General features: G+C 71.1%; 16 protein-coding genes and 1 tRNA gene. 6 read left to right on the top strand and 11 right to left on the bottom strand.

Annotated features, from left to right (window positions below; genetic code table 11):
- Window positions 1-146: 146 nt before the first annotated feature.
- The 3 genes from OG867_RS19845 to OG867_RS19835 all read left to right on the top strand — a co-directional run bounded on the left by OG867_RS19845 (window position 147) and on the right by OG867_RS19835 (window position 3702).
- Window positions 147-1241, top strand: a complete 1095-nt coding sequence (locus tag OG867_RS19845) for an SGNH/GDSL hydrolase family protein (RefSeq protein ID WP_328904350.1) — start codon at window positions 147-149, stop codon at window positions 1239-1241.
- A gap of 152 nt (window positions 1242-1393) precedes the next feature.
- A complete protein-coding gene (locus OG867_RS19840; protein ID WP_406287133.1) occupies window positions 1394-2614 on the top strand; it encodes an acetyl-CoA C-acetyltransferase in 1221 nt (406 codons plus the stop codon).
- Window positions 2615-2892: 278 nt separating this feature from the next.
- The gene (locus OG867_RS19835) at window positions 2893-3702 is read left to right on the top strand and encodes a hypothetical protein (RefSeq protein ID WP_406291062.1); all 810 of its coding nucleotides are present in this window, start codon (window positions 2893-2895) and stop codon (window positions 3700-3702) included.
- A 64-nt stretch (window positions 3703-3766) separates the two neighbouring features.
- On the opposite strand, the gene OG867_RS19830 is transcribed toward OG867_RS19835, so the two are convergent.
- The 10 genes from OG867_RS19830 to OG867_RS19785 form a co-directional block, all read right to left on the bottom strand.
- Window positions 3767-4084: a hypothetical protein gene (locus OG867_RS19830; protein ID WP_161212733.1), complete on the bottom strand. Its 318-nt coding sequence runs from the start codon at window positions 4082-4084 to the stop codon at window positions 3767-3769.
- Between the two features lie 86 nt (window positions 4085-4170).
- Window positions 4171-5043 (bottom strand): Bax inhibitor-1/YccA family protein, encoded by an 873-nt coding sequence (locus OG867_RS19825; protein ID WP_406287131.1) that lies wholly within the window; start codon window positions 5041-5043, stop codon window positions 4171-4173.
- A gap of 112 nt (window positions 5044-5155) precedes the next feature.
- Window positions 5156-5752, bottom strand: a complete 597-nt coding sequence (locus tag OG867_RS19820) for a DinB family protein (protein ID WP_406287129.1) — start codon at window positions 5750-5752, stop codon at window positions 5156-5158.
- A gap of 137 nt (window positions 5753-5889) precedes the next feature.
- Window positions 5890-5975, bottom strand: a tRNA-Leu gene (locus tag OG867_RS19815).
- A gap of 257 nt (window positions 5976-6232) precedes the next feature.
- Complete coding sequence (locus OG867_RS19810) at window positions 6233-8662, bottom strand: glycoside hydrolase family 2 protein (RefSeq protein WP_406287127.1); 2430 nt, start codon at window positions 8660-8662, stop codon at window positions 6233-6235.
- Window positions 8659-9570 carry an ATP-binding cassette domain-containing protein gene (locus OG867_RS19805; RefSeq protein WP_406287125.1) on the bottom strand — a complete coding sequence of 304 codons (912 nt, stop codon included), beginning with the start codon at window positions 9568-9570 and terminating at the stop codon, window positions 8659-8661. Before OG867_RS19805 ends, OG867_RS19810 begins: the two co-directional genes overlap by 4 nt.
- Window positions 9555-10496 carry an ABC transporter ATP-binding protein gene (locus tag OG867_RS19800; protein ID WP_406287122.1) on the bottom strand — a complete coding sequence of 314 codons (942 nt, stop codon included), beginning with the start codon at window positions 10494-10496 and terminating at the stop codon, window positions 9555-9557. The genes OG867_RS19805 and OG867_RS19800 overlap by 16 nt, the downstream gene beginning before the upstream one ends.
- 36 nt (window positions 10497-10532) lie before the next feature.
- Window positions 10533-11438, bottom strand: coding sequence for an ABC transporter permease (locus OG867_RS19795; protein WP_328900501.1), 906 nt, complete (start codon window positions 11436-11438; stop codon window positions 10533-10535).
- Window positions 11435-12430 carry an ABC transporter permease gene (locus tag OG867_RS19790; RefSeq protein ID WP_018104064.1) on the bottom strand — a complete coding sequence of 332 codons (996 nt, stop codon included), beginning with the start codon at window positions 12428-12430 and terminating at the stop codon, window positions 11435-11437. Before OG867_RS19790 ends, OG867_RS19795 begins: the two co-directional genes overlap by 4 nt.
- 133 nt (window positions 12431-12563) lie before the next feature.
- Window positions 12564-14297: an ABC transporter substrate-binding protein gene (locus tag OG867_RS19785; RefSeq protein WP_406287119.1), complete on the bottom strand. Its 1734-nt coding sequence runs from the start codon at window positions 14295-14297 to the stop codon at window positions 12564-12566.
- Between the two features lie 221 nt (window positions 14298-14518).
- On the opposite strand from OG867_RS19785, the gene OG867_RS19780 reads away from it, so the two are divergent.
- The 3 genes from OG867_RS19780 to OG867_RS19770 all read left to right on the top strand — a co-directional run bounded on the left by OG867_RS19780 (window position 14519) and on the right by OG867_RS19770 (window position 19134).
- Window positions 14519-15547: a LacI family DNA-binding transcriptional regulator gene (locus OG867_RS19780; RefSeq protein WP_406287117.1), complete on the top strand. Its 1029-nt coding sequence runs from the start codon at window positions 14519-14521 to the stop codon at window positions 15545-15547.
- Window positions 15548-15755: 208 nt separating this feature from the next.
- Window positions 15756-16526 carry an ABC transporter ATP-binding protein gene (locus tag OG867_RS19775; protein ID WP_406287115.1) on the top strand — a complete coding sequence of 257 codons (771 nt, stop codon included), beginning with the start codon at window positions 15756-15758 and terminating at the stop codon, window positions 16524-16526.
- A gap of 79 nt (window positions 16527-16605) precedes the next feature.
- A complete protein-coding gene (locus OG867_RS19770; protein ID WP_406287112.1) occupies window positions 16606-19134 on the top strand; it encodes an ABC transporter permease in 2529 nt (842 codons plus the stop codon).
- Window positions 19135-19199: 65 nt separating this feature from the next.
- Here the strand turns inward: OG867_RS19770 and OG867_RS19765 are convergent, their stop codons facing one another.
- Entirely contained in the window at window positions 19200-20504 is a 1305-nt protein-coding gene (locus OG867_RS19765) for a cyclopropane-fatty-acyl-phospholipid synthase family protein (RefSeq protein ID WP_328900507.1), read from the bottom strand.
- Between the last annotated feature and the right edge of the window lie 196 nt (window positions 20505-20700).

The raw sequence follows: 20700 nt of genomic DNA, 5'->3' as shown, positions 1-20700 counted from the left end.
CGAGATGGTCCGGCAAGCGTATGCGTACGGGCACGGGATTGGGCGGCGCGATTGAACGACGGGCGGTAGCGGGCAGGTAGCACTGTGTACGGCTCTACTGCGGTACGTGGGACGAGGAGGTGGACCGGACTGTGTCGACGGCGAGAGTGGCACGGCGGATCGCGGCGGGCGCGGCCTACGGCGGGGGCAGCATCGGACTGCTGGGCGCCGCGGCGGTGGGCGTCCTGCTGGCGGAGGTCCAGCTGGCGAAGCGGCAGGTGGGCGGCGGTACCGCCCCGGTACCGCCGAGCGCGGACGGACGGTACGGAGTGGCGTTCACGGGCCCCGCGGAGCCCTTGCGCCTCGGGCTGCTCGGGGACTCCACGGCGGCCGGGCAGGGGGTGCGGCGGACCGGGCAGACCCCGGGGGCGCTGCTGGCCTCGGGGCTCGCGGCGGTGTCCGAGCGGCCGGTGGATCTGCGCAACGTCGCGCTGCCGGGTGCCCGGTCGGACGATCTGGAGCGGCAGGTCTCGCTGCTGCTCGCGGACCCGGCGCGGACGCCGGACGTGTGCGTGATCATGATCGGGGCGAACGATGTGACGCACCGGATGCCCGCGACCCAGTCGGTGCGCTGTCTGACGACGGCGGTGCGCAGGCTGCGGACGGCCGGGGCGGAGGTCGTCGTCGGGACCTGTCCGGACCTGGGGACGATCGAGCCGGTGTACCAGCCGTTGCGCTGGGTGGCCCGGCGGGTGAGCCGGCAGCTGGCGGCCGCGCAGACGATCGGCGCGGTGGAGCAGGGCGGGCGCACGGTGTCGCTGGGCGACCTGCTGGGCCCGGAGTTCGAGGAGAACCCGCGGGAGCTGTTCGGCCCGGACAACTACCACCCGTCGGCCGAGGGGTACGCGACCGCGGCCATGGCGCTGCTGCCGACGCTGTGCGCGGTGCTCGGCCTGTGGCCGGAGTCGGACCGGCTGGACGGCGCCCGGCGCGAGGACATGCTGCCGGTGGCCAAGGCGGCCTCCCAGGCGGCCAAGGAGGCCGGTACGGAGGTCACGGGGGCCCGGGCGCCCTGGGCCCTGCTCAAGCACCGCAGGCGGCGGCGTCTGCCCGCCGCCACGGAGCCGCACCCGCACCCGCACCCGGAGCCCGGGGGCTCGACGCGCCTCGACCACCGGCCGGACACGGACGCGGACGGTGCGCCGAGGCACGCGTGGGTCCGCCGGCCGAGCGGGCGCCCCGGAAAGGGGACCCTTGACTGAGCGCTCGCTTAGAAAAGAGGCCCGCATCACATGCCGGGTCGGGTGACCCGGGCGCTACGTCCGGGTAATTTCCAGAGCAGTCGTGCCGTACCGCCGGGTCTGCCGGATCCCTCAGGCAGCCGGTCCGCCCTCAGCCCCCATGGAGCCGCGTGATGCCCGAAGCCGTGATCGTCTCTGCCGCCCGTTCGCCCATCGGCCGGGCCTTCAAGGGTTCGCTCAAGGACCTGCGCGCGGACGACCTGACCGCGACGATCATCCAGACCGCCCTGGCCAAGGTCCCCGAGCTGGACCCGAAGGACATCGACGACCTGATGCTCGGCTGCGGTCTGCCCGGCGGCGAGCAGGGCAACAACCTGGGCCGCATCATCGCCGTGCAGATGGGGATGGACCACCTTCCCGGCTGCACGGTCACCCGCTACTGCTCGTCCTCCCTGCAGACCAGCCGCATGGCCCTGCACGCCATCAAGGCCGGTGAGGGCGACGTCTTCATCTCGGCCGGTGTCGAGATGGTGTCCCGCTTCGCCAAGGGCAACTCGGACAGCCTGCCGGACACGCACAACCCGCTCTTCGCGGACGCCGAGGCCCGTACCGCGGCCCGCGCCGAGGAGTCCGGTGCGAGCTGGCACGACCCGCGCGAGGACGGCCTGGTCCCGGACGCCTACATCTCGATGGGCCAGACCGCGGAGAACCTGGCCCGGCTGAAGGGCGTGACGCGTCAGGACATGGACGAGTTCGGCGTACGGTCGCAGAACCTCGCCGAGGAGGCCCTGAAGAACGGCTTCTGGGAGCGCGAGATCACCCCGGTGACCACGCCGGACGGCACCGTCGTCGCCAAGGACGACGGCCCGCGCGCGGGCGTCACGCTGGAGGGCGTCCAGGGCCTGAAGCCGGTCTTCCGCCCGGACGGCCTGGTCACGGCGGGCAACTGCTGCCCGCTCAACGACGGCGCCGCCGCGCTCGTGATCATGTCCGACACCAAGGCGCGCGAGCTGGGTCTGACCCCGCTCGCCCGGATCGTCTCCACCGGCGTCTCCGGGCTCTCCCCCGAGATCATGGGCTACGGTCCCGTCGAGGCCAGCAAGCAGGCGCTGAAGCGGGCCGGGCTGACCGTCGGCGACATCGACCTCGCCGAGATCAACGAGGCGTTCGCCGCCCAGGTCATCCCGTCCTACCGCGACCTCGGCCTGCCGCTGGAGAAGGTCAACGTCAACGGCGGCGCCATCGCCGTCGGCCACCCCTTCGGCATGACCGGCGCCCGGATCACCGGCACGCTGATCAACAGCCTCCAGTTCCACGACAAGCAGTTCGGTCTGGAGACGATGTGCGTCGGTGGCGGCCAGGGCATGGCCATGGTCATCGAGCGTCTGAGCTGAATCGAGCGTCCGAGCTGATCAGAACGGGTTTCGGGGCCCTGAGGGCCACCGAGCCCCGACCGTGACCGAATCTCCCCCAGGATGTGATCTATCTCCTGGGGGAGAGTCGTTTGTGCAGGTCACACCTACAACAGTGGTTTACACAGGGCCCAAAGTCCTGTCCATTTCGTGACGTAATGCACTGACACATGGTGCCGTCAGGGCACAAGCTGATGTAGGAAGTCGGGGGATCGATTGAAACCGGGAGTATGTCAGTGAGCGCCATGCCTATTGCCCTGTTGCTGACCACCGCCGCTGCCACGGCTGTGGGTGCCGCCGCTCTGCACGCCGCTCACGGGCTGCGCAGGCAGGTCTCGGCGCTCCGGAAGGAGCTGGCCGACGGTCACTCCCGTATAGCGGCTGTACCCCCTCAGACCCGCCACGACACCACCTCCGCCGAAGAAATACGCGCGGCCGTCACCGAGGCGCTGGCCGAGGAGCGCGAGCGGGAGCTGGCCGAGGCCCGCGCGTTCTGGGCCTCGCAGGAGGCGCGCGACGCCGCCGACGCCCCGTCCCTGCTGGGCGGGCTGGCCGGTCTCGGCGAGGACGCCCCGTTCTTCATGCCGCGCCAGAGCGACTTCGCCGGTCTGGAGTCGATGGACCTCGACGCGGCCGAGGCCCTGGACGAGCTGACCGAGCTGGCGGAGCTGCCGGAGACGGAGTTCGCCGAGGACTCCCCCGAGCTGGCCGCGGCCCGCCGTCGCCACCCCTCGCACCCGGACTTCGTCCCCGTACAGACGCCCGTCGTCACCGACCACGAGCGCACCGTGAACCGCCTGGAGGAGCTGGCGGACAGCCGCACGGAGCTGTCCGACGTGCGCCCGGGCCCGCTCGGCACGCTCGACGTGTACGTGTTCGCCGACGGTACGACGCTCTGTATGACCCCCGGCCACCGCGAGACGGCCGAGCGCCTGGCCGAGTCGCTGCGCGCGGGCGAGCACCCGGTCCTGCTGGGCGGCTCCGGCGTCTCGGGGGCGTACGCGCTGACGTTCTCGTGCGGCAGGGAGAACGTGTACATACTCGCCGACCGCGTCATAGCGAGCTTCTGAGCCCGCACCGACGTCGGTCCCCGGTCCTACGGGGAGGCTGCCGCCTCCCTGCGCGCCGCGCGCCCTAAGCGAAGGCCCGCGCGGCCGCTTCCTCGACGCATCGCACGGCCTCGTCCAGCTCCTCGGACGGGGCCGTTTCCAGTGCCACGGCCAGGTCCCGGCCGGCGACGGCGAGCTGGTCACCGACGGCGAAGACCCCGGCGTCCGGCATGACCCTGGGCTCCCGGCCGGGCTCCTCGGCGCGCTGGGCCCGCGCCGACAGCTCGCGCGCGGCGGCGAGGCCCTGGGCCGCCGCTCCCCGCTGCAGCCTGCTCTGCGGGGCGGCGCGCAGCCGGTCGGCGAATCGGTCCACGGCGATGATCAGGGGGGTCGTATCGAGCACCCCGCGACCCTATCGCCGTACACACGGAAGCGGCCCGCGGCCTCCGGAGGGAGACCGCGGGCCGCTTCCGTGTGCGCCGGGGGCGATCAGTCGTCGCCGCTGAGGATGGAGAGCAGGCGCAGCATCTCCAGGTAGATCCACACCAGGGTCATGGTGAGGCCGAAGGCGGCCAGCCAGGACTCCTCGCGCGGAGCGCCGTACGCGATGCCGTCCTCGACCTGCTTGAAGTCGAGGGCCAGGAAGCAGGCGCCGAGGATGATGCCGATGACGCCGAAGAGGATGCCGAGGCCACCGCTGCGGAAGCCGAGGCCGTCACCGCCGCCGAAGGCGGCGAACAGCAGGTTGACGACCATCAGGAGCAGGAAGCCCATGGCGGCGGCCATCACGAAGCCGTAGAACCGGCGGGTGACGCGGATCCAGCGCATCTTGTACGCGAACAGCACACCGGCGAAGACACACATGGTGCCCATCACCGCCTGCATCACGACGCCGGGCCCGATGTACGTGCTGACCGCGCTGGAGATGACGCCGAGGAAGACACCCTCGAAGGCGGCATACGCGAGGATCAGCGCGGGTACGGGCTTGCGCTTGAAGGACTGGACCATCGACAGCACGAACGCGATGAGCGCGGCGCCGATGGCGATGCCGTACGACTTGTTGAGGTTCGCCTCGTCCACCGGCAGCAGCGCCCAGGCGAGCACGGCACCGAGCACGACCGTGCCCAGCGTCATCGCCGTGCGGGTGACGACGTCGTCAATCGTCATCGCGCCGGTACGGGCGGGCGCGGGGGCGCCCGTGGGGGCGTAGGGGTTCGTCGCGTACGGGTTCGGTGCGGTGCCCTGCGCGTACGGGTTGGCACCCGCTGCGGGGGCCCCGGCCTGCGGCGCCGCGTTGAAGCCCGCGTAACCGTTGTCGCGGCTGAAGCCCCGTCGCGAGAAGACCGGGTTGCTGCTCCTCATCTCACTCCTCCATGGCCACCCAGCGTGGCCTTCCCACAAGAGTAATGGGTAGGCAAAGCAATCTGCCTAGTGCCGAAGGAGGATCTTTCCACCGGGCACCGACCGCGCACGGTCACCCTGCGGTATGTCCGCCCGCTTCGCGGGCCGCGCTCTCCACCCTTTCCCGGTGGCGGCGCCACCATGCCTCGTCCCCGGGCGCCATGTCGTCGCTCCCCCGCCGCAGCCCGGTCGCCCCGTCGATCAGCTCCCGGACGACGTCGGCGTGCCCGGCATGGCGCTGGGTCTCGGCGACGAGGTGGACGAGGACGCGGTGCAGCGACAGCGCGGGCCCGTCCTCCCCGGGAAGGACCCCCATCGCGTCCAGCCCGAACGCCTCGACGGTCGCGTCGGAGTGCGCCCACACCCGGCGGTACCGCCCGGTGATCTCCGCACGGGACTCGTCGGGCGTGGCCCACAGGTCGGCGTTCGGCTCGGCGTCCCCGGCGATCCAGAGGGCCGGGGCGTCGACGGGCCGCCCGAACACGGTCCCGAGGTAGAACCCCTCGGCCCCGGTCACATGTTTGACGAGCCCGAGCAGATTGGTCCCCGTGGGAGTGAGGGGGCGCCGGACGTCGTACTCGGACAGCCCTTCGAGCTTCCAGAGGAAGGCGTCACGGGCGTCCTGAAGATAGAGCCGCAGGTCGCGTTTGAACTGCTCCGGATCGGTCACACGCCCAATCTGCCAGGAGGACGCCCCGAACCCGATCGGGTTTCTCAGCCCGTGGACTCCCGCTGTCCGGCGTCGCCGTTTCCATGGTCCGGGGCGGCTGGTTCCGGGTCCGTGATTGCGTGGGACCTCGTACGCGATGGTGCCCGGAACCGGACTCGAACCGGTACGCCCCCGAGGGGCAGCGAGGTTTAAGCTCGCCGTGTCTGCATTCCACCATCCGGGCTTGGCGCGGCTCCGCGTTGGCACATGACCCTATCCGGGGGGCTCGGGGTGATCAGCCGAACAGTGGCTCGATGTTGTCTTATTTATCGATCTCTTGAGTCCCCGTCAGCGCACGTCGGGGGCATACCCACATGCCCGGGCAAGATGGCGGCGGTGCAGGGGTGCCGGGCGAATTGACGGAAAGTCGCCGCATCGACACAGTCGTTTCGCCAGGGGCGCGCCACCGATCGCCAGGGGCGCGCCACCTCGTGGCTGATTTTAGGTTGCGATCAGGTCGTTCACGCACCGCAGCACCGGGCGAGTCGCCAGCGCTGAGGGGTCCTCCAGCACCGCGCCCGTGACCCGGATCGTGGTGCTCTCGCCCGGGAGGAGCGTGACGAGCATGGTGTCGGCCTCGGCGTCCGGGTGGAGGCGGTCGGGGAAGAGGCAGAGGTCCCGGAGAAGGGTCTCCGCCGTCACCTCGACGCGGTACGTGGGGGTCCCGGCGTCCGCGCCCTCCTCCGTCGCCACCGTCACCCCGTAGCGCGCCGGGGGCAGGGCGAGTCGCGTGTCCTCCTCGTAGAAGTACAGGGTCCTGGTGTCGTCCAGGCGGGCGACGAGGACCTCGCGGGCCGGGTCGGCCGGCGTCGCGAGCGAGGCGGGCAGCGGGACGCCCGTCGTGGCGCGGGCGGCCGTGGTCACCGGCAGGGCCTCCTCGGCCAGGACCGTGCCGTCCAGGGCGTGCCGGGTCAGGCGCAGGGTGCCCGCCCACGGGGTCGCCGTGTCGTTGACCAGGTGGACGGAGCCGTCGCGGACGGCGATCAGGTGGTCCTCGTACACCGAACGCAGCGCGTGCCAGAGGGGCTTGCGGCGGCCGTCGCCGTCGACCGCCGACCAGGAGACGACCGGCCAGCAGTCGTTGAGCTGCCAGACGATCGTGCCCATGCAGTACGGGGCGTGGGAGCGGAAGTGGCGGATGCCGAACGCGACGGCGCGGGCCTGGTTGAGCTGGGTGAGCCAGTGCCAGTCGTCGAAGTCCGCGCCGGGCTGCGGCAGATGGTCACCCAGGCCGCGCAGCAGCTTCGCGTCGCCGTCCTCGGCCTTCTGGTGGTGGGCCAGGAGCGGGGCGCCGGGGGTGAGCGGGCCGCTGACCGCGCGGCGCAGTGTGGCGTAGGCGGGCGGCCCCTGGAAGCCGAACTCCGCGACGAAGCGCGGCACCCGGTCGGCGTACGCGCGGTAGTCGGCGCGGTTCCACACGTCCCAGATGTGGATCGTGCCCCGCTCCGGGTCCTGTGGGTGGACGTCGGGGCTGCCGGAGTACGGCGATCCCGGCCAGTACGGGCGCGTCGGGTCGGTCTCGGCGACGATCCCGGGCAGCAGCCGGTGGTAGTAGCCGTGCCCCCAGGTGCGGTCGCCGAGCTCCTTCTGCCAGCCCCAGTCGGCGTGGCCCTCCAGGTTCTCGTTGTTTCCGCACCACAGGACCAGGGAAGGGTGCGGGGCCAGACGGGTGACGTTCTCACGCGCCTCGGCCGCCACCTCGTCCCACAGCGGCTGCTCCTCCGGGTACGCGGCACAGGCGAACGGGAAGTCCTGCCAGACCAGGAGCCCCTTCTCGTCGCACAGTTCGTAGAAGTCGTCGCTCTCGTAGAGCCCGCCGCCCCACACCCGGACGAGGTTGACATGGGCGGCGACGGCCTGGTCGAGGCGGTCGGAGAGCTGCTGCCGCGTGAGGCGGGACGGGAAGCAGTCCTCGGGTATCCAGTTCACCCCGCGCACGAAGACCGGCCGGTCGTTCACGGAGATCCGGAACGCCTCCTGTTCGAGCGTGACGGACCGGAACCCCGTGCGCAGGTGGCGGACGTGGTCGCCGACGCGGACCTCCACCTCGTACAGCGGCTGTTCACCGTGGCTGTGCGGCCACCAGGGCTCGGCCTGCGGGACGGAGAGGCTGGCCCTCACGCGGTGCTCGTCCTCGGAGAGGATGAAGAGGGCCGCCGCACCGACCACCCCGACCGAGCCCGAGACCGCTTCGAGGCCGTCGTGCTCGATCTCCAGCTCGGCGGTCAGGAACGGCACGCCCTCCGGGTCCAGGTCGGGCAGCAGTTTCACGGACGCGATGCGCGGACCGCTCCACGTCTCCAGGGCGACCGGGCGCCAGATGCCGGACGTGACCAGCGTGGGGCCCCAGTCCCAGCCGAAGTTGCAGGCCATCTTGCGGATGAAGGCGTACGGCTCCGCGTACGCGCCGGGGCGGTCGCCGAGGCGGTCGCGCAGTTCCTCGGCGTAGGTGTACGGCGCGGTGAAAGTGACGTCGAGGGTGTTTTCACCCTCGTTCAAAAGTTCGCGCACCGGAAAACGGTACGAGCGGTGCTGATTCGCCGTCCGGCCGATCTCCGTGCCGTTGAGCAGGATCGTCGCGACCGTGTCGAGGCCGTCGAAGCACAGGGCGGCGTGGTCGTGGCCGTCCGGCGTCCAGTCGAAGGTGGTGCGGTACGTCCAGTCGGTGCGGCCGATCCAGCCGAGCCGGGTCTCGTTGTCGTCCAGGTACGGATCCTCGATGAGCCCGGCGGCCAGCAGGTCCGTGTGGACGCAACCGGGAACGGTGGCGGGGATGCCGTCGGGAACGCCTCCTGTGGGGAGCCCGGAGGGCACGGGTCCGGCCGGGCGGAGCGTCCAGCCGTCGTGCAGGGGCAGGTGGCGAAGGGTCACGCGGAGGTCCTTCCGCAGTCGGGGAGCTGGGCACAGGCGACGAAGTGGTCCGGCTCGGTCTCGTACAGGTCGGTGGTGGCCGGTCCGCCCCCCTCGTGGAAGGCACACGACCGCACCGGCTCCGGAGGGTCCCACGGCTCGTTGAGGCGGGGCACGGCGGCGAGCAGGGTGCGGGTGTACGGGTGGCGGGGGTTGCCGAACACCTTCTGGGTGTCGCCGCGTTCGACCACCCGGCCCCGGCGCAGCACCACCGTCTTCTCCGCGAGGTACGTGCCCAGCGCGAGGTCGTGCGTGATGTAGAGGACGCCGAGGCCGCGTTCCTTGAGCCCGGCGAGGAGGTTGAGGACGTCGATGCGGGTGGAGGCGTCGAGCATGCTGGTGATCTCGTCGGCGACCAGGAAGCTCAGGTCGAGCAGGAGGGCGCGGGCGATGAGGAGCCGTTGCAGCTGGCCGCCGCTGAGCTGGTGCGGGTAGCGGCCGAGGACCTGTGCGGGGTCCAGGCGCACATCGCGTACCGCCTTCTCGACGCGGTCGGCCCACTCCGCGTCGCGGACGCCCGGGTGGTACGCGCGGCGGACCAGGTCGAAGACGCGGTCGGCGCGGAAGACGGGGTTGTAGCAGGAGAAGGGGTCCTGGAAGACGCCCTGGACGCGGCGGTAGAAGTCCTTGCCCGGCCGCACCCGCTGCCCGTCCAGGGTGAGGGTGCCGGAGCTGACACCGGTGAGGCCGAGGATCATGCGGCCGATCGTGGACTTGCCGCTGCCGCTCTCACCGATGAGGGAGACGACCTCGCCGGGCGCGGCCGTGAAGGAGACCCGGTCGACGGCGGTGACGGAGCCGCCGCCGAACGCCCCGGCCCGGTAGGTCTTGGTGACGTGGTCGAGGGTCAGCATCAGACCTTCCAGCATGCGACGGAGTGGCGGGGGGCGATCTCGATCACCGGGGGCTCCTCGGCGCAGCGCTCGTCCGCGACGGGGCAGCGGTCGCGGAAGCGGCAGCCGGCCGGGGGGTTCAGGAGCGAGGGCGGGGCTCCGGCGATGCCCGTGAGGGGCCGGTCGGCGTGCCGGGCCCCGACCTCGGGGAGCGCGCCGAGCAGGAGCTTGGTGTACGGGTGGCGGGGCGCGGTCGTCAGGGTCTTCGTGGGCGCCTTCTCGGCGAGCTTGCCCGCGTACATGACCATGATCGAGTCCGCGATGTGCGAGGTGAGCCCGAGGTCGTGGGTCACGAAGATCATGCTGGTGACCAGGCCCTTGTCGCGCAGCCCGGTGAGTGCCCCGACGACCGCGCGCTGGGTGGAGACGTCGAGCGCGGAGGTGACCTCGTCGGCGATGAGGACGGACGGGTCGAGCAGGGTGGAGATCACCATGACGGTGCGCTGCTTCATGCCGCCGGACAGCTCGATCGGGTAGCGGTCCAGGACGTCGTGGTCCAGGCCCACCAGATCGAGCCTGCGGTGCAGTTCGGCGGTGTCCACGCTCACGCCGCGCGACGCGAGCAGCTCGCGGATCATGCGGCCGATGCGGCGGGTCGGGTTGAGGGCGCTCATGGAGTACTGCGGGACGAGCGAGATCCGGTGGAAGCGGAAGGCGTTCATCGCCCGGTCGTCGGCCACGGGCACGTCGTCGCCGTCCAGCGTCACGGTGCCGCCCGCGTGCCGCATCCGGCCGTCGAGGCGGATCAGCGACTTGCCGAGCGTGCTCTTGCCGCACCCGGACTCACCGGCGAGGCCCAGGATCTCCCCGTCGGCGAGGTCGAAGGAGACGCCGTCCAGGGCCCGCACCTCACCGCGCAGGGTGCGGTAGTGGACCCGGAGGTCGGTCACGGTCAGGGTCATGCGCTCAGACCTCCCGGAGAGCGGTCGCGGTCATGGTCATGCCTCCCGCAGCTTGGGGTTGAAGACCTCGTCGAGGCCGACGTTGGCGACGTACAGCGCTCCGACGATCGCGGTGATCCCGGCGCCGGGCGGAACGAACCACCACCACATGCCGAGTTGGAGGGCGCTCCACTGCTGGGCGCTCTGGAGCATCAGCCCGAGCGAGACGCCCTCGGTGGGGCCGAGCCCGATGAAGTCGAGCGAGGAGGCGATCAGGACCGAGCCGCCGAACAGCAGGATGAACATCATGAAGAGGTACGAGCTCATGTTGGGCGCGATCTCGCGGAAGATGATCCGCCAGGTGCCGCTGCCGCTGAGCCGGGCGAGGTCCACGAACTCACGGGTGCGCAGCGAGAAGGTCTGCGCCCGGATGGCCCGGGCCGCCCACGGCCAGGAGGTGAGCCCGATGAACAGGCCCTGCACGGGCACCGAGCGGACCCCGAGGTACGCGTTGATGATGAGCAGGACGGCGAGCGCGGGCAGCACCAGGACGACGTTGGTGAGCATGTTGAGGATCTCGTCCACGGCACCCCCTCGGTAGCCGGCCAGGAAGCCGACGAGCATGGCGATCACGGCGGCGATGGCCCCGCCGACGACACCGACCAGGAACGTCGAGCGCAGCCCGTGCACGAACTGGGCGTAGACGTCCTGCCCGAAGGTGGTGGTCCCCATCCAGTACGTGGAGTCGGGCGGGGCGGCCTGCGGGCCGACGTACTCGTTGGGGTCGGCGTTGTCGAGGAGCGGGGGGCCGATGATCCCGACGAGCAGGAGCAGCACGACGACGGTGAACCCGATGAGCAGTTTCGGGTTGCGGACGGCGTAGTGCAGCGTCTCGCGGCCGGGCCGGGCGGCGGGGGCGGAGGGCGCGGCGGGCTCGGTGGCCGGTTCGGGCACGGTACTCATGACTGGCCTCCAGCCATGCCGGTACGGGTACGGGGATCGACCACGACGTACACGATGTCGATGAGGAAGTTGGCGATCAGGACGCCGATGACGATGAACAGGAACGCGCCCTGGAGCAGGAAGAAGTCCTGGTTCTGGATGGCGGCGAGGATGAGCGAGCCGAGTCCGGGGTACGCGAAGACGATCTCCGTGACGAGCGCTCCGGCGACCAGGACGCCCAGTTGGAGGGCGAGCCCGGTGATCTGGGGCAGGACGGCGTTGCGGAAGGCGTAGCGGCGGATGAGGCGCTGGGGTGCGCCGAGGGCCGAGAGGTAGTTCGAGTAGTCCGACTCCAGCTCGTAGATGATCATGTTGCGCATGCCGATGGCCCAGCCGCCGAGCGCGACGAGGAAGAGCGACAGGAACGGCAGCACCCAGTGCTGGAACAGGTCCGCCGCGAAGTCGAAGGACCAGGTGGGCTGGATGTCGAGGCTGTAGCCGCCGGAGAGCGGGAACCAGCCGGCCTTGGAGCCGAGCGCCCAGGCGAGGATGACGGCGATCCACATGTAGGGCATGGCGGTGAGCAGGTAGCCGGCCGGGAGCACGGTGTTGTCGAGCACCTTGCGCCGGGCGGCGAGTGCCCCGGCCCAGTTCCCGACGAACCAGCTGAGCAGGACGGCCGGGATCATCAGCCCGAGGGTGTACGGGAGTGCGTCGAGCAGGACGTCGGCGACGGGTTTGGGGAACACCCAGATGGAAAGACCGAAGTCGCCCTGGAGGAGGGCACTCCAGAAGTGCAGGTACTGCTGCCAGACGGGCTCGTCGAAGCCGAAGAGGTTGTTGTAGTAGGCGCGCATGGCCTCGACGGCCTCGGGCTGGGAGACCCGGGCGCGGGCCACCATGGCGGCGACCGGGTCGCCGGGCATGAAGCGCGGGATCATCCAGTTGACGGTGACGGCGACGACGAAGGTCAGCGCGTAGATGAGTAGTTTGCGGGCGAAGTAGCGGCGCAAGAGGGCTCCCCGGAGAGAGCCCCGCCGTGCGGTCGGCGGTCAGGTCGGCGCGCACGGCGGGGCGGTCGTGGAATGGGAGCGGCCGGCTGGGGGAAGAGCCCCTCGGGTGCCGGCCGCTCTCAGAACTGCCGTGTCACTTGGCGGGCTTCAGCTGCGTGAGCGCTTCAAAGCCGCCCATCTCCAGCCAGTTGCGCCACATCGCGGGGGCGTACTTGGGCGCTCCGGGCGCGTCCGAGGGCCAGTTGGTCCAGGTGCCGGTGGTGGACTGGGCCCACAGGCCGTTGTACCAGAGGGGGATGACGGGCATCTCCTTCAGCTGGATGTCCTGGATCTTCGAGATGACCTTCTTCATGCCCTCGGTGTCGTCGGTCTTCACCGCGCCGAGCTGCTGGACGAGCTTCCAGGCGTCCTCGTTCTCGTAGCGGCCGAAGTTGACGGTGTTCTGCTGCTTCTGGACGGGCAGCTGGAACATGTACTCGTAGTACGTCCACGGGGTGCTGGAGAGCTGGCGCTCGTTGTTGACGACGAGGTCGAAGTTGCCCTTGCCGCGCTGCTCGTTGAGGGCGTTGGCGTCGGGGAACTCGGTGGTGACCTTGATCCCGGCGGCCTTGGCGGACGAGGCGATGACCTTGGCGGCCTCCATCCAGTCGGTCCAGCCGGTGGGCACGGCCAGCTTCAGGCTGATCTTCGAGCCGTCCTTGTTCTCGACCAGCCCGTCACCGTCGGTGTCCTTGTAGCCGGCGTCCGCGAGGATCTGCTTGGCCTTGGCGGTGTCGAAGGTGAAGCCCTCGCTCGCGACGAGGCCCTTGTCGATGTACGTGTCCCACTGCGGGAGCAGCCCGGTCGGGTCGGCTCCCTTGACCAGGCCCCCGTACACGCCCTTGACGATCTTCCCGGTGTCGACGGAGGCGGCGAGCGCCCGGCGGAAGGCCGCGTCGTCCATCGGCTTCTTCGTGGTGTTGGGCACCAGCCAGGCGGTGTTGGCGGAGAGCATGTAGGGCGGCTCGTCGTAGTACGAGACGACCTTCTTGCTCTTGACCAGGGAGGCGGCGCCGGGCAGGAAGTTGTTGCTCAGGTCCAGCTGGTTCTGGCCGAGCTGGCCGATGACGACCTCGTTGCTGGGGTTGGAGACGTCCACGATGTAGCGGGGAGCGGGCTTCATGGAGAGCGCCTTGACGCCCCACCAGTCGTCGCGCCGCTGCCAGACGACCCGGTCCTGGGTGTGGCTCTTGAGCGTGTACGCGCCGGTGCCGACGGGCTTGTCGTTGACGCCGTCCAGGATCTCCTTCTCGGAGCGTTTGCCCCAGATGTGTTCGGGAACGACGGGCTGCCCGTAGAGCGTGAAGTCCCACTCCTGGTAGCGGGCCTCCTTGAAGGTGAAGCGGACCGTGGTGGCGTCCACCGCCTCGGCGCCGGAGAGCCAGCTCCACAGGCTGTGGAAGGCGGACGCCTCGATCTTCCCGATCCCGTAGGAGTAGGCGACGTCCTTCGCGGTGAGGGGCTTGCCGTCGGACCACTTGATGCCGGGGCGCAGCTTCACCTCGTAGGTCTTGTCCCCGGTCCAGCTGCCCGACTCGGCGAGCCAGGGCGTGAGCTTGCCCGCGTTGGGGTCGAAGTGGAACAGGGTCTCGTAGACGAGGCCCTTGGTGCCGGTGGCGTGGTCCCAGTTGTGCAGCGGGTTGTAGTTGGCCGGCGGCCCCCACTGGGTGCCGGTGGTGTAGAGCGTCTCGTTACGGGGAAGGGCGCCGCCTCCCCCACCGCCGGAGCCGCCCGAGCCGCCCGATGAGCCGCCCCCCGTGCACGCGGTGGCGGCGAGTGCGATCACGGCGAGCGTGGTCGCGATCCGTCCCCGGAATCCCGTGCCCATCGTCCCTCCTTCTCCCCGCCGTCCCTGCCGAGCGGAGTTACTGAACCGGGTAAGTGCCGTGAAGTTAAGGCCACCCCATGCCCCTGTCAAGGGTGCGGGAGCGCTCCCATTTCATGTACGGCGCAGGTGCGTTGCGCGATCACGGTCGGCGGAGAGGGCCGCGCGCGCCCGTCGCGACGGCTAGGATGCGCACGCTGCACGAACCGGTTAAGCGAGGTCACATGCCCAAGCACCGCCCCACGATCGCCGACATCGCGGCCCGCGCCGGGGTGTCCAAGGTCGCCGTGTCCTACGCGCTGAACGACCGGCCGGGCGTCTCCCCCGCGACCCGGTCCGCCATCAAGGCCATCGCGCAGGAGATCGGCTGGCGCCCCAACAGCGCGGCCCGCGCCCTCACCCGGGCCAGGGCCGACGCGGTGGGCCTCGCACTGTGCCGGCCCGCCCGGCTGCTCGGCGTCGAGCCGTTCTTCATGGAGCTGATCAGCGGCATCGAGTCCGAGCTCTCGCCGCGCGGCTGCGCCCTGCTCCTCCAGGTCGTCACGGACCCGGCCCAGGAGCTGGAGGTCTACCGCCGCTGGTGGGGCGAGGGCCGGGTGGACGGCGTCTTCCTCACCGATCTGCGCGGCGCCGACCCCCGCATCGAGGGCGTCGCCGGACTCGGCCTGCCCGCCGTGGCGATCGGCCACCCCTCCGCGTCCGGCCCGCTGCCCGCCGTGTGGTCCGACGACGCGGCGGCGGTCCGCGACACCTTCGCGTATCTCGCCGCCCTCGGCCACCGCTCGGTCGCCCGGGTCGCCGGGATGCCGGAGCTGAACCACACCGCGCTGCGGGACCGGGCCCAGCGCGAGGTCTGCGCCGAACTGGGCCTCGGCGAGCCGGTCGTCGTACACACGGGCTACTCCGGCGACGACGGGGCGCACGCCACGCGCCGCCTGGTCAGCTCGCCCGGGCGGCCCACCGCGATCGTGTACGACAACGACATCATGGCCGTCGCCGGGCTCTCGGTCGCCCAGGAGATGGGGCTCGACGTGCCGGGCGACCTCTCGCTCGTCGCCTGGGACGACTCCCAGCTCTCCCGGGTCGTCCGCCCCCCGCTGACCGCACTGAGCCGCGACATCCCGGCGTACGGGGCGCTCGCGGCCCGGACCCTGCTGTCCCTGGTCACGGACGGTGGCGCGGAGGGGTGCGAGGACAGGACGGCGCGGTTGGTGCCGCGCGGGTCGACGGGGGCGCCGAACAAGGCCCCCTAAGCCGCGCGAAGGTGGATGTCATACCGGAGGAGGACGCCGAAGGGTGGGTCGTGCGACTCAAGAGGGCCCCGGGAACGGGCACCGGGAGTGACGACCGGGGGCCGTCCGGCGGGGACGATGGAGTGGTACCCCTGACCCGGGGCCCACGCCGACGCGGCGGGCCGCCGGGCGGGCCCCGTCCCGTACGCACCCCACCCTGGAGTCTGCTGTGACCACCACGTCCACCGCTCACCGCGCCACCGCGGTGGCCGCCCGCGCCACGGAACTGTCCAAGGTCTACGGCGAGGGCGAGACCCGGGTGACCGCTCTCGACCGGGTCACCGTGGACTTCCCGCAGGGCGAGTTCACCGCGATCATGGGCCCGTCGGGCTCCGGCAAGTCCACGCTGATGCACTGCGTGGCCGGCCTCGACAGCTTCAGCGGCGGTTCGGTGCGCATCGGCGAGACGGAGCTGGGCTCGCTCAAGGACAAGCAGCTCACGCAGCTGCGGCGGGACAAGATCGGCTTCATCTTCCAGGCGTTCAACCTGCTGCCGACGCTCACCGCCCTGGAGAACATCACGCTCCCGATGGACATCGCGGGCCGCAAGCCCAACCAGGAGTGGCTGCACCGGGTCATCGACATGGTGGGCCTCTCCGACCGGCTGAAGCACCGCCCCACCGAGCTCTCCGGCGGCCAGCAGCAGCGCGTGGCGGTGGCCCGCGCCCTGGCCTCGCAGCCCGAGATCATCTTCGGGGACGAACCGACCGGCAACCTCGACTCCCGCTCCGGCGCCGAGGTCCTGGGCTTCCTCCGCAACTCCGTGCGCGAACTGGGCCAGACCGTGGTGATGGTGACCCACGACCCGGTAGCCGCCTCCTACGCGGACCGGGTCATCTTCCTGGCCGACGGGGCGATCGTCGACCAGATGATCCACCCCACCGCCGACGGGGTGCTGGACCGGATGAAGGCGTTCGACGCCAAGGGCCGCACCAGCTGAGCCGGCCCGTACCGGCGCTTCGTACCCCTTCCTCCGGCGCCTGGCTCCCCGGGCCGGCAGACACCCAGGACTGACTGACATGTTCCGTACCGCCCTGCGCAATGTGCTCGCGCACAAGGCCAGACTGCTGATGACGATCCTCGCCGTGATGCTCGGCGTGGCCTTCGTCTCCGGCACCCTGGTCTTCACCGACACCCTCGGCAACGCCTTCCGCAACCAGTCGGCCAAGAGCTACGACGACATCGCCGTAGCCGTCACCACCCAGGCCGACCAGCGCGACACGGAGACCCCCGCCGTCGGCGAGGCCACCCTGAAGAAGATCCGGGCCCTGGACGGCGTCGCGTCCGTCACCGGCCGGGTCGACGGCTTCGCCGGGGTCGCCGACCCCGACGGCAAGCTCATCGGCAACGGCTGGTCCAACTCCGGCTCCAACTTCGCCCCCGGCAAGGACGGCAAGGACCCCGCGTACGCCTTCACCGACGGCGCGGGCCCCACCGAGCCCGGCGGCATCGCGCTGGACCGCGACACGGCGGAGAAGGGGAAGTACGAGGTCGGCGACAAGGTCCGTGTCGCCACCAACGGGCCGGTGAAGGAGTACACCCTGTCCGGGGTGTTCACCACCGAGGACGGCGCGGTCAACGCCGGCGGCAGCCTGGTCCTGTTCGACACCCCGGTCGCGCAGCAGCTGTTCCTGCGCCCCGGCGAGTTCAAGGACGTCTCCGTCGCCGCCGCGCCCGGCGCCTCCGACCAGGAGCTGCTGGCGGCCGTGAAGCCGCTGCTGCCGAAGGACGCCGAGGCCAAGACCGGCGAGGCGCGCGCAAACGAGCAGGCGTCGGACATCGAGGCGGGGCTCAGCGACCTCAACAAGCTGCTGCTCGCCTTCGCCGGGGTCGCCCTCTTCGTCGGCGTCTTCCTGATCGCCAACACCTTCACCATGCTGGTCGCCCAGCGCACCAAGGAGCTGGCCCTGATGCGCGCCGTCGGCGCGTCGCGCCGTCAGGTCAAGCGCTCGGTGCTCCTGGAGGCGGCCGTGGTCGGCCTCATCGCCTCCGTCGTCGGCTTCGCGCTGGGCTGCGCCCTCGCGACCGGGCTGCGCTCCGCGATGAGCCTGCTCGGCGGCAAGATCCCGGCCGGGCCGCTGGTCATCGCCCCGGTCACCGTGATCGCCGCGTTCGCCGTCGGCGTCCTGATCACCGTGCTGGCCGCCTGGCTGCCCGCCCGCCGGGCCGCGAAGATCCCCCCGGTCGCCGCGATGAACAGCGCGCACGCGGTGGCCACGGTCAAGTCCCTCGTCGTACGCAACACGATCGGCGGCGTCATCACGCTGCTGGGCACGGCGGCCATCGTCGGCGGCGCGGCCAAGGCCGGGTCGGACGGCCAGCTGCTCATCGCGGGCGGTACGTTCCTCGCGCTGATCGGCGTCATCGTCCTCATTCCGCTGCTGTCCCGCCCGGCGATCGCCCTGGTCCGCCCGCTGCTGCGCCGGCTGTTCGGGGTCTCCGGCAAGCTCGCCGCGCAGAACGCCGTCCGCAACCCCCGGCGCACCGGTGCCACCGCGTCCGCGCTGGCGATCGGCCTCACCCTCGTCACCGGGATCTCGGTGCTCGGCGTCACCCTCGGCCAGGCGGTCGACAAGGTGACCACGGACAACATCAAGGCCGACTACATGGTCTCGATGGCCAGCGGTGACGCGCTCGACGAGTCGGCGCTGACCGCCCTGGAGAAGGCCGAGGGCGTCACCGCCGCCTCGCCCCAGCAGGCCGTCTGGCTGACGATCGGCGGGCAGGGCGTCTCGGCCTCCGGCGTCACCCCGGGCGACGTGCAGCGGGTGCTCACCGTCGACACCGTCGCGGGCTCCCTGGACACCCTGGAGAAGGGGCAGATCGCGGTCGCCGAGAAGACCGCGAAGTCGCACGGCTGGAAGCCCGGGGACACCGTCTCGGTCACGTACAAGGACAAGAAGAAGGAGACGCTGGAGGTCGGCGCGCTCTACAAGGACAACGAGTTCCTCTCGCCGGTCCTGATCCCCCGCGCCACCGTCGCCCCGCACGAGGGCAAGGGCGACATCCAGGAGGTCTGGGTGAAGACCGGCGGCGGCGCGAGCGCGGCCCACGAGCAGGCGCTGGTGGACGCGCTGGGCGACAACCCGGGCATGAGCATCATGGACCGTCAGGACATCCGGGACATGTTCGGCGGCGGCGTCAACCTCGCGATGAACATCATGTACGGCCTGCTCGGCATGGCGCTGATCATCGCGGTGCTCGGGGTCGTCAACACCCTGGCCATGTCGGTGTTCGAGCGGCAGCAGGAGATCGGCATGCTGCGGGCGATCGGCCTGGACCGGCGCCGGGTGAAGCGGATGATCCGGCTGGAGGCGGTGGTGATCGCGCTGTTCGGCGCACTCGTCGGCATCGGGCTCGGGCTGTTCCTCGGCTGGGCGATCGGGCAGACCGTCGCCGCGAGCATCCCGCAGTACGTGCTGGTCATCCCGTGGGGCCGGATCGCGGTCTTCCTGCTCCTGGCCGGTGCGGTCGGCGTGCTCGCCGCCCTGTGGCCCGCCCGCAGCGCCGCGAAACTCAACATGCTGACGGCCATCAAGACCGAGTAACCGGAGCGGTACGAGGGAAGGGGCCGGTGTCCGCGGACACCGGCCCCTTCCGTGTTCCACGGCGCTCAGGCGGTCCCGTCGGCCTTCCAGGCCCGGGCGCGCAGCGGCATGCGCGAGGCGCCGTCCGTCTCCGGGCGCACCGCGAGGATCTGGTTGACGCCGATCTTGTTGCGCTCGAAGGAGAGCGCGGAGGCGGCCATGTAGAGCCGCCAGACGCGGGCCCGGCCGGGCGAGACCATCTTCACGGCGCTCCCCCAGCCCCGCTCCAGGTTGGCGACCCACTGGCGCAGGGTCAGCGCGTAGTGCTCGCGCAGCGCCTCGACGTCCCGGGCCTCGAAGCCGGCCTCCTCCAGGAGGGCGAGGGTCCGGCCGACCGGGGCCAGTTCCCCGTCCGGGAAGACGTAGGCGTCGATGAACGCGTCGATCTCGTACGCCGACTCGTCCCTCTCCGGGCGGCGCCCGATCTGGTGGTTGAGGAGGCGCCCGCCGGGCCTGAGGAGGGCGAAGAGGTCGTCGGCGTACTCCCGGTAGCGGACGGAGCCGACGTGCTCCGCCATGCCGATGGACGAGATGGCGTCGTAGGGCCCGTCGCGGACGTCCCGGTAGTCCTGGACCCGGATCTCCACGCGGTCGGTCAGGCCCGCGTCGGCGATGCGCTTCCGGGCGTAGGCGGCCTGTTCGGTGGAGAGGGTGACGCCGGTGACGTGGGCGCCGTACTCGCGGGCGGCGTGGATGGCCATGGAGCCCCAGCCGCAGCCGACGTCCAGCAGGCGGTCGCCCTCCTTGAGGGCCAGTTTGCGGCAGACGAGGTCGAGCTTGTCGCGCTGGGCGCCCTCCAGGGTCCCGGCGTCCTCCCAGTAGGCGCAGGAGTAGACCATGGACGGACCCAGCACCAGTTCGTAGAAATCATTGCCCACGTCGTAGTGGTGGCTGATGGCCTCCTTGTCGCTGCGTCTGGTGTGCAGGGGACCGCTGCGGCGGCGCACCTCCTCGGGCGGCGGGGCGGGCGGCAGCCAGGGCCCGGACAGCTTCAGCAGGTCCGCGGCGGCGGCGCGCGACTTCGGGTCGCGCAGGGCCTGGAGGCCGCCCGACGCGTCGGCGGTGCGCTCCCAGATGAGTCCGGCCATCAGGTCCAGGGTCTCGTAGAGGTCGCCCTCGATGTCGAGTTCGCCGGCCACCCAGGCGCGGGCCAGGCCCAGTTCGCCCGGCTTCCACAGCAGCCGGCGCAGGGCCCGGCGGTTCCTGATGACGAGGACGGGGGCTCCGGGCGGTCCTGATTCGCTGCCGTCCCAGGCCCGGACGCGGACCGGTAGGGGTTGGCCCAGCAACTGCTGGGCGAGAGCGGTCAGCCGCGATGCGGCGTCTGCCATGGCGCACACCTCCGTGACGGTGTTTCCCGACGTGCCCAGACATGCCCACACATGTCCCGGACCACGCCCCGGCACCCGGGGCGCCTTGGCGTGGTTCATCCCCCACAACAGTCTGCGGCGGCCCGGTCATCCCGCTACCGGGCAAGGGAACGGCAAAATGCGTGCACGGCACACGCATCCGCCGGGGGTGCGGCCC

The sequence above is a fragment of the Streptomyces sp. NBC_00209 genome, assembly GCF_045206345.1.
Lineage (GTDB): Bacteria > Actinomycetota > Actinomycetes > Streptomycetales > Streptomycetaceae > Streptomyces.
Note: the sequence above shows the minus strand (reverse complement) of the source record. Positions and strands in the feature narration are given on the sequence as shown.

Coding starts and splice junctions, on each gene's coding strand:
- OG867_RS19840 (WP_406287133.1), top strand. CDS start 1,394: ATGCCCGAAGCCGTGATCGTCTCTGCCGCCCGTTCGCCCATCGGCCGG.
- OG867_RS19825 (WP_406287131.1), bottom strand. CDS start 5,043: ATGAGGAGCAGCAACCCGGTCTTCTCGCGACGGGGCTTCAGCCGCGAC.
- OG867_RS19805 (WP_406287125.1), bottom strand. CDS start 9,570: ATGCTGGAAGGTCTGATGCTGACCCTCGACCACGTCACCAAGACCTAC.
- OG867_RS19800 (WP_406287122.1), bottom strand. CDS start 10,496: ATGACCCTGACCGTGACCGACCTCCGGGTCCACTACCGCACCCTGCGC.
- OG867_RS19795 (WP_328900501.1), bottom strand. CDS start 11,438: ATGAGTACCGTGCCCGAACCGGCCACCGAGCCCGCCGCGCCCTCCGCC.
- OG867_RS19785 (WP_406287119.1), bottom strand. CDS start 14,297: ATGGGCACGGGATTCCGGGGACGGATCGCGACCACGCTCGCCGTGATC.
- OG867_RS19780 (WP_406287117.1), top strand. CDS start 14,519: ATGCCCAAGCACCGCCCCACGATCGCCGACATCGCGGCCCGCGCCGGG.
- OG867_RS19770 (WP_406287112.1), top strand. CDS start 16,606: ATGTTCCGTACCGCCCTGCGCAATGTGCTCGCGCACAAGGCCAGACTG.
- OG867_RS19765 (WP_328900507.1), bottom strand. CDS start 20,504: ATGGCAGACGCCGCATCGCGGCTGACCGCTCTCGCCCAGCAGTTGCTG.